The organism is Vibrio sp. 1401 (assembly GCF_033340295.1).
This window is the reverse complement of sequence record NZ_JAWOWF010000010.1, coordinates 91,122-98,166: the sequence shown is the minus strand read 5'-3', so window position 1 is coordinate 98,166 and position 7,045 is coordinate 91,122. Positions and strand designations below refer to the sequence as shown.

6 protein-coding genes are annotated in these 7,045 nt (G+C 43.6%); 1 reads left to right on the top strand and 5 read right to left on the bottom strand.

The features are described from left to right. Positions 1–45: 45 nt before the first annotated feature. The 3 genes from R7Z77_RS08000 to yccS form a co-directional block, all read right to left on the bottom strand. Positions 46–348: a hypothetical protein gene (locus R7Z77_RS08000; RefSeq protein WP_017821544.1), complete on the bottom strand. Its 303-nt coding sequence runs from the start codon at positions 346–348 to the stop codon at positions 46–48. Between the two features lie 80 nt (positions 349–428). Next, positions 429–659: a hypothetical protein gene (locus R7Z77_RS07995; RefSeq protein ID WP_005376575.1), complete on the bottom strand. Its 231-nt coding sequence runs from the start codon at positions 657–659 to the stop codon at positions 429–431. A gap of 189 nt (positions 660–848) precedes the next feature. Next, positions 849–3,002 carry a YccS family putative transporter gene (gene yccS / locus R7Z77_RS07990; RefSeq protein WP_064354722.1) on the bottom strand — a complete coding sequence of 718 codons (2,154 nt, stop codon included), beginning with the start codon at positions 3,000–3,002 and terminating at the stop codon, positions 849–851. A gap of 324 nt (positions 3,003–3,326) precedes the next feature. On the opposite strand from yccS, the gene helD reads away from it, so the two are divergent. Continuing rightward, complete coding sequence (helD, locus tag R7Z77_RS07985; protein WP_213967550.1) at positions 3,327–5,396, top strand: DNA helicase IV; 2,070 nt, start codon at positions 3,327–3,329, stop codon at positions 5,394–5,396. A 77-nt stretch (positions 5,397–5,473) separates the two neighbouring features. Here helD and R7Z77_RS07980 read toward each other — a convergent pair whose 3' ends face one another. Together R7Z77_RS07980 and torT are read right to left on the bottom strand one after the other, a co-directional pair. Then, positions 5,474–5,929, bottom strand: coding sequence for a methylglyoxal synthase (locus R7Z77_RS07980; protein WP_005376571.1), 456 nt, complete (start codon positions 5,927–5,929; stop codon positions 5,474–5,476). 64 nt (positions 5,930–5,993) lie between these two features. After that, positions 5,994–7,043: a TMAO reductase system periplasmic protein TorT gene (gene torT, locus R7Z77_RS07975; protein ID WP_081051359.1), complete on the bottom strand. Its 1,050-nt coding sequence runs from the start codon at positions 7,041–7,043 to the stop codon at positions 5,994–5,996. Positions 7,044–7,045 lie beyond the last annotated feature (2 nt).

Here is a 7,045-nt window from a genome sequence, read left to right as displayed (position 1 = left end):
GTGATAGTTGGAAATTAAAATAGCGATAATTTGACGTTAAATCGCCTAAACGTGGATGTCTAGCAAGCTGCCAATGATTTCATTGTTTTTCTCTATGACAGACGCGCCAACTCGGTTATAACCAGCGGCTTGTGCGAGGTTGATGAGAGATTCAACTTTTTGAGAGGGAAGGCTAGGTGTTGAGGCTGTTATTGCGATATCCGCAACCGCAGCTAAATCGATGTTGTGATCAGAAAGCTCTTCTTTTACCTTACTTACATTATTGCTAATGCCATGTGCAGCTTTCTCGGCCATTTGTTGTGACATCTGAACGATGTGGTGTCCAGATTGAATTCCCGATACAGGCATATCACTACTCCCAACATTATGATAGTGAGAGCATAGGTGGAGTTTATAAAACGTTCAAGTGTTTTATATCAATGACTTGATTAGGCAAACAGTTTGGCAAGCATTTCTCTTTCTTCACCAGATAGAACCGGTTTTTGCGCTTTATTTAGTTTCACGCTGATCTCACCTTGTAATGACTTTAACTGACTTGCCGTTAAATCACTGAGCTTTTGCTTAAGTTCATTAAATTGTTGTGCGTTCATCTCAATACCTTCGTCATGATTCGGTTTATCCGTCGTTGCCCGAAATTCTTCATCCTTTGGATACAACATATTTATTCAACCAAAATAGATTAGAATTTGATCGATTGCTTTTTGTCCGAATATTGTCAAGGTGTGTTAAGTGATACGTCAGATTTTTCCTAAGAAGGTACATAATTACCCACTTTGGGGTAGATGGAAACGTAAAAAGAAAAAGGGAAGCGATATAGCGCTTCCCTCTTACATATGGTTTGAATGTTACTAACTTACCCTGACGGCAAACTTACTAGCAAGTGAATGAAGCTCTGGGAGCATGCGATAGATAAGATGAAGTTGCTGCAATACCATGCGGGCAGAGCTGTCGTCTTCATCGCGCCATTCGTTTAAGCGTTGCTCGAGTCCAGCATCATCAATATTAGATAGGTCACACTCCTCACAATGCTGGTGAAGCTGTTTATGAAGTACATCCAGATGCTGATGAATACAACGGTGAGCATCTAAAACGAGTTTATGAATTGACTCATCTTCGATGCGAGTTCTGTGCGCGCCTAATGCAGAAATATAGTTCAACATTGCGTGATTTAACGTTAGGAAGCGAAAACTTTCATCAACAGCTGCGCGATATTTGCCAGGCTCCGCCAGCATCGTACTAATCGCAGAAGATAGTGAGGCATCATTATTGTGGGCCTGGCGGCGAGCGATACGGTAACTCAAATTGTCTTTCTTGCCGATTCTATACTGACCAATGATCTGATCGAGATACTGCTTGTTCGCCTCTATCGCATCCGACATAACTTTGTGAAGCCTTCTCGACTGCCAGTCGGGCAAAATAACTAATACTGCTCCTACTGCAAGCACACACCCGATGAGGGTATCTGCTAGTCGAGGAAGGACAACTGCGTAACCTTCACCTAGTTGATTAAATAAGAAGAGGACGAGCAGTGTAATAAAACCAGTCGCGTACCCATAGTTGTTCATCCGGAAGGCGAAAAACATCACACCAGAGATAACGATAAATACTAACTGGCTTTCTTGAGAAGGGAAAAAAGTCAGCAATGGTACACCAATCAACAAACCAGCTAATGTACCTATTACTCTTGCCGTCAATTTTTGGCGAGTGGCACTGTAGTTCGGTTGGCATACGAATAAAGTGGTTAAGAGTATCCAGTAACCTCGGTCGATGTTGAATATTTGAATGATTCCATAGCCAATCGTTAAGGCAATTGACATACGTAATGCATGCCGAAACAGCATCGAATCTTTGTGTAAATTTGCTGATATACGCTGCCACATCGCCTTTAGCGTGTGTGGGTTGGTATCGGCGAGGGTATCTTCTTCGAGGCCTTCAACATCTGGGTTGTTAATGTTATTAAGTTGTTTTTCTACCGTCGCTAAGTTGTTGAATAAATATGTTAACTGCATCAGCAGACGTTTCCAGTGCCCTTGCTTTTGTTCTTCTAGATAAGCAAGAGAGTTCTGTACTTCAGCTAATGCCAGAATCGATTGATCGGTATGGGAGTATTCATTTCCTAGCTGAATGGCTAGTGCAATATCACGACACGCTTGGGCTTGAGACTCCAAAAGATATTTAAAACGAAACAGCACATCAGAACGTTCAAATTCGGTCGCTAAATCCTGATAGCGATAATGGCTAGAACTGACTCGTTCGTGAATGTCTTGAGCGATGAAATAAATATTTAAAAATCGGTCACTAGGCCCATCAATGTGACCCCGTTTCGATCGGTTAAGTAATGTGGTTTTACAAGCGTTTAGTGCCGTAACCGTGGCAGCATTGCATTTTGCAGCTTCAATCCGTAGCGGTTGTGGCGTCAAGTTGGTCACAGGATGAAAAAGCTTGGCTTTCGCATCAAGATAATTCGCCATTTGGAAGAACACATTGGCTAGGCTTTGTTGCACCGGTTGAAGGGGCCAAAATATCTGCCAAATCATGGACATGAAGTAATACCAGGCGGCACCGGTTAACAGCAGTAGTGGCTGAAACCAAATGTTGGTGCTTTCATGTGCGCCAAGCATAGTATAAATAGCGATTAGCAACGAACCAAAAGCAATACTCGCGTACTTAGGACCTATCGCCCCAAGAATGATGAAGCCGAAGGTTGAGACAAATAATCCCAACGCAAAAGCCCAAGGGGTATCGAACAAGATTTCAATTGAAAAAGCAGCAAGCGCAAAACAGAGAAAGGTGAGAATCAGAGCCTTGATGCGTCCAGTGAAACTGTCATCACTTTCAGCCAAAGCAGCAGCAATAACGCCTAATATTAATGGCGTTATCAGCGTGTTTTGCTCGAAGTACCAAGTTGGGATAACCACACCCAGTAAGGTAATAAGGATAAGAACGCTGTAATTTATCGTCTTGTTTGCCCAATATAGCCGAAATTTAGAAGTTGCTTGCACAATGCGCCTTATGTTTCCGATGAAGAACAGGGGGAATACTACCAGACCCACTATAGCGCGTTTATGATTTACTTTAAGAAAAATTCGTGGTTGCTGATAAAATCAGCAGGGATGTCATTGACTTATATTAAAACTGCCAGGTCATGTATTGAGGATTGTAAAGCCAGCTTCAAATAACCTCAGCTTTAGGTTATTAAATCGACAGTAATGTGAATTTTATTAAAGAATAGAAGAAGAAGCTTACTTAGGTGCTCGCCGTTGCTACAATTTAGCGCCTTAAAATGATATAAATCGACAACTTCTAAACTAAAAGGCGCACGTTTCATGCAGCTTACTGCCACTAACAAAGCACAGTTTTTTATTCAAAATGAGTACCATCACGTCGAAATAAAAGAGAACAGTGTTTTATTAAGCTCGATAGGCAGTGAAGAACATATTCCTTTTACGATCTGGAATGGCAAAGTTAGCGTAAAGCGTGGGTTATTATGGAGCTCTTTACAGTTTTTTGCTCATGAACACGAAGGCAAACAACAAAGCTGGCTAGTCCAAGGTTTACCGTGGCCACAATGCCGAAAGTTCGCGCTTGAGGCCGTTCGTCAATATCAAGAGTGGCACAACACTCAGTGCCGAAAACTGGCTGAGTATCTACCTAAGTGGGAAGAAGAGCTTTACAAACTAAAGCACTTGCCTGCTTACTTATCGCATTCTCAAGTGGTCTCCTGGGTTGAAAGTCTTAACCAAGAGTTAAGCGAGATGAAAACCACCCTAGAAGAAGCCAAAATGCGAATGCCGAATCGTATGTCGCAAATAGAGCCTTGGCTCATTGATACCTCTGAGGCGCTTGGTGAGCGTAATCGCGATTGGCTAGAAGCAGAACGTCCAAATTGGGAAGTGCTGTTTAATCAAATTGAATCCTCTCCTTTGAATTTATCCCAGCAATATGCGGTATTACTCAACGACGACCACAACTTAGTTCTTGCTGGTGCCGGCTCGGGCAAAACCAGCGTTTTAACCGCACGAGTTGCCTATTTGTTGCAAAGCCATCAAGCTCAAGCAGAAGAGCTTCTCATGTTAGCGTTCGGTCGTGATGCGGCGACTGAAATGAAAGAACGCTTAGTAGATAAAGTGGGCATGGCGGCAGACGGTGTGCGCGTCAACACATTCCATCAGTTGGGCTTGTATATTCTTAAACAAGTCGAACAGCAACCTGTCGAAATTAGTCCTTTAGCGTTGGACGAAAATCAACGAACAGCATGGTGTGTAGACTGGTTGAAAAAACATTGGATGACACCCACCAACTTTAAACGTTGGCAAAAACATTTAGACAAATGGCCGATTGCGTACCTAAAAGGGGATGATGAGTTAGGAAGCCATTCAGAAAATCCAAAACTGATCGCTTGGCTAGATTCGCAGCTGTCTCATTTAGCGGCGGTGGGCTTGACCAAAAAGCAAGTACAAGAAAAGCTCGTAAACCACCAAGACTATACGCGTTTAAATAGTGAACTCGCCTTATGCTGGCCATGTTTTACAGCGTGGCAGAAAATGCTTAAAGAAAGCAACCAAGTGGATTTCCCAACCATGATCAGTCGTGCGACAGATTATGTGAATAAAGGGAAGTTTGTCTCGCCATGGCGCTTTATTATGGTCGATGAGTATCAAGATATCTCTCCAGATCGTCTGGCATTGATTGAAGCACTGTGTGAATCCACTCAGAAACAAGCAGGTGCCACGTTATTTGCTGTTGGCGACGATTGGCAAGCGATCTATCAGTTTGCAGGAGCGGATGTCGATCTTATCACTGGTTTTAAAGAACGCTTTGCTCACTCAACCGTTCATCACTTAGATACAACTTATCGTTTCAACAATCAGATTGGTGATGTAGCGAATACATTCGTGCAGCAAAACCCATCGCAGTTGCCGAAAACACTAAACAGCCACAAACAACGCAAGCAGAAGAGCGTACATACCGCGCCGAGCAATCAAGTGGAAAAGATCTTGGACCACTTGAATCAACAAGCCAAGCAAACCAAGTCAGTTTTATTGCTAGGACGTAACCATTATCATAAGCCCGATTTGTTCGACGATTGGTTGCGACGTTTCCCTAATCTCGATATTCGCTTTATGACTTGCCATGCGAGTAAAGGACGCGAAGCTGACTTTGTGATTATTCTTTCTGTGGATGAGGGGCAATTCCCCGCTAAGAAGAAGCAAATTCACATTGATGGTGCGTTGACGGAGTCCAAAGACAAATTCCCTTACGCAGAAGAGCGCAGGCTATTTTACGTGGCGATTACACGTGCGAAAGAGAAGGTTTGGATTACGCATACTGGTGCGGGATCTGCATTCGTTCAAGAGCTCGTTAATGGTGACTATCCCATCGTGACTTCTCGTTAAATGCAACGTTTAGAATGTTAAAAACAGTAAAGGCGATACTTGGTATCGCCTTTGCTTTATTTGGTTAGCATCAAAGCTTACATGCGCTCAGCAAGATAGGCTTCGTAATCCGGCACTTCGATGTCTACTTCTTGCTCAAGAAGAGGGGAGTTAAACAGGAACTTAGCGGTGGCTCGGTTCGTTGCTACAGGAATATTCCAAACACTAGCAATACGAAGAAGCGCTTTAACGTCTGGGTCGTGAGGTACGGCATTCAGTGGATCCCAAAAGAAAACGAGAACGTCGATTTTGCCTTCTGAAATAAGAGCGCCTAGTTGTTGATCACCGCCCATCGGACCACTGATCATGCTCTTGATCGCAAGTCCAGTTTCTTTACTTAGCATGTGTCCTGTCGTGCCAGTTGCGTAAAGGAAGTGACTCTGTAGCTTTTCTTTGTTTTCTTTTACCCAGCGAAGTAGCTCAGGTTTGCAGTTGTCGTGAGCAACCAAAGCCACATGTTTATGGGTTGGCATGGTACGAATGGTTTTTTGCATCAAGATGTTTCCGTTTGTATGATTTTAAAATTGTTGTGACTCAATAGAACACGTTTTTGGTCTTTCAATCAACAGCCTTAACACGGAATGTCGGCCTATATTCTGACGGAGATAACGATTCTTCGATCGTGTCGTCATGAAGCGTCTTCGGAGTCAGTGGTTTGATGGTTGGTGAGGCATGTTTGTCATACGTTTTACCTCTTAAGTAATGCGTTGCTTGCATCATGGAAAGCCGACCTTGCTGCACCATTTTATCTGTTGGTGCGAAGAGCACTTTGTTACGTAACAGGCCTCGATATACACCATGACTTAAGTACACAGAAACTAGACCGATCTCCTCAGCTTTGCCGGCACTGCGCAGCTCACTGATGGCCGCTTCAATCGCCACTGCACTGCCAACAATGTAATCTATATTTCCCATATCGATCACACGTTGAACTAGGTTACGTTGTAACTCCTTGTCGTTGTCTGCCCAAAATGAGTCAACAATGTTGATATCACTTCCTTGTATCGCTTCATAAAATCCGGCAGTAACGGGTTTCGTACCACCACGAGTTCGCGGCCCCAAAAGTAAGGCAATGTTGGTTTTTCCTGACCCCTTTGGATGGCGAGCGGCCAAATATTGACCCGCTTCGTATCCCATCCAATGCCAGTCAACACCGACAGTCCCTTTTAGCAACTCACTTTGTTCTTCATCCAAGTCGAGTTGGTTCACAGTAGCAAAAACGGGAGTATTCCCCACCCAATTTTTAAGTGAATGCTCGTAAGCCTGTGGGTCCACGGTCCCAAGGATAACCGCATCTGCTCCCCATTGGTTACACAGTGCGAGTTGTTGTTCTTGACGGGTTTTGTTTGGGTAGCCGCCCGCTTCAAGGACTCGTAGCTCGACACCTTCTCTTTTCGCTTCGGACACCATTCCATAGTTTACTGACAACCAGTATGAATCCTTTAGGTGAGGGTATATTGCACATATTTTCTCTGCGGCAACCGCTGGCAAAGAAGCAACTAGGGTTAAAGTGGCTGCAGAATGTTTGAAAAATGTGCGAAATGCGTGTTGATTTTTAACCATGAAATGAAGTTCGTTGGCATAGATTAAGTAAACACTGCAAAATATAA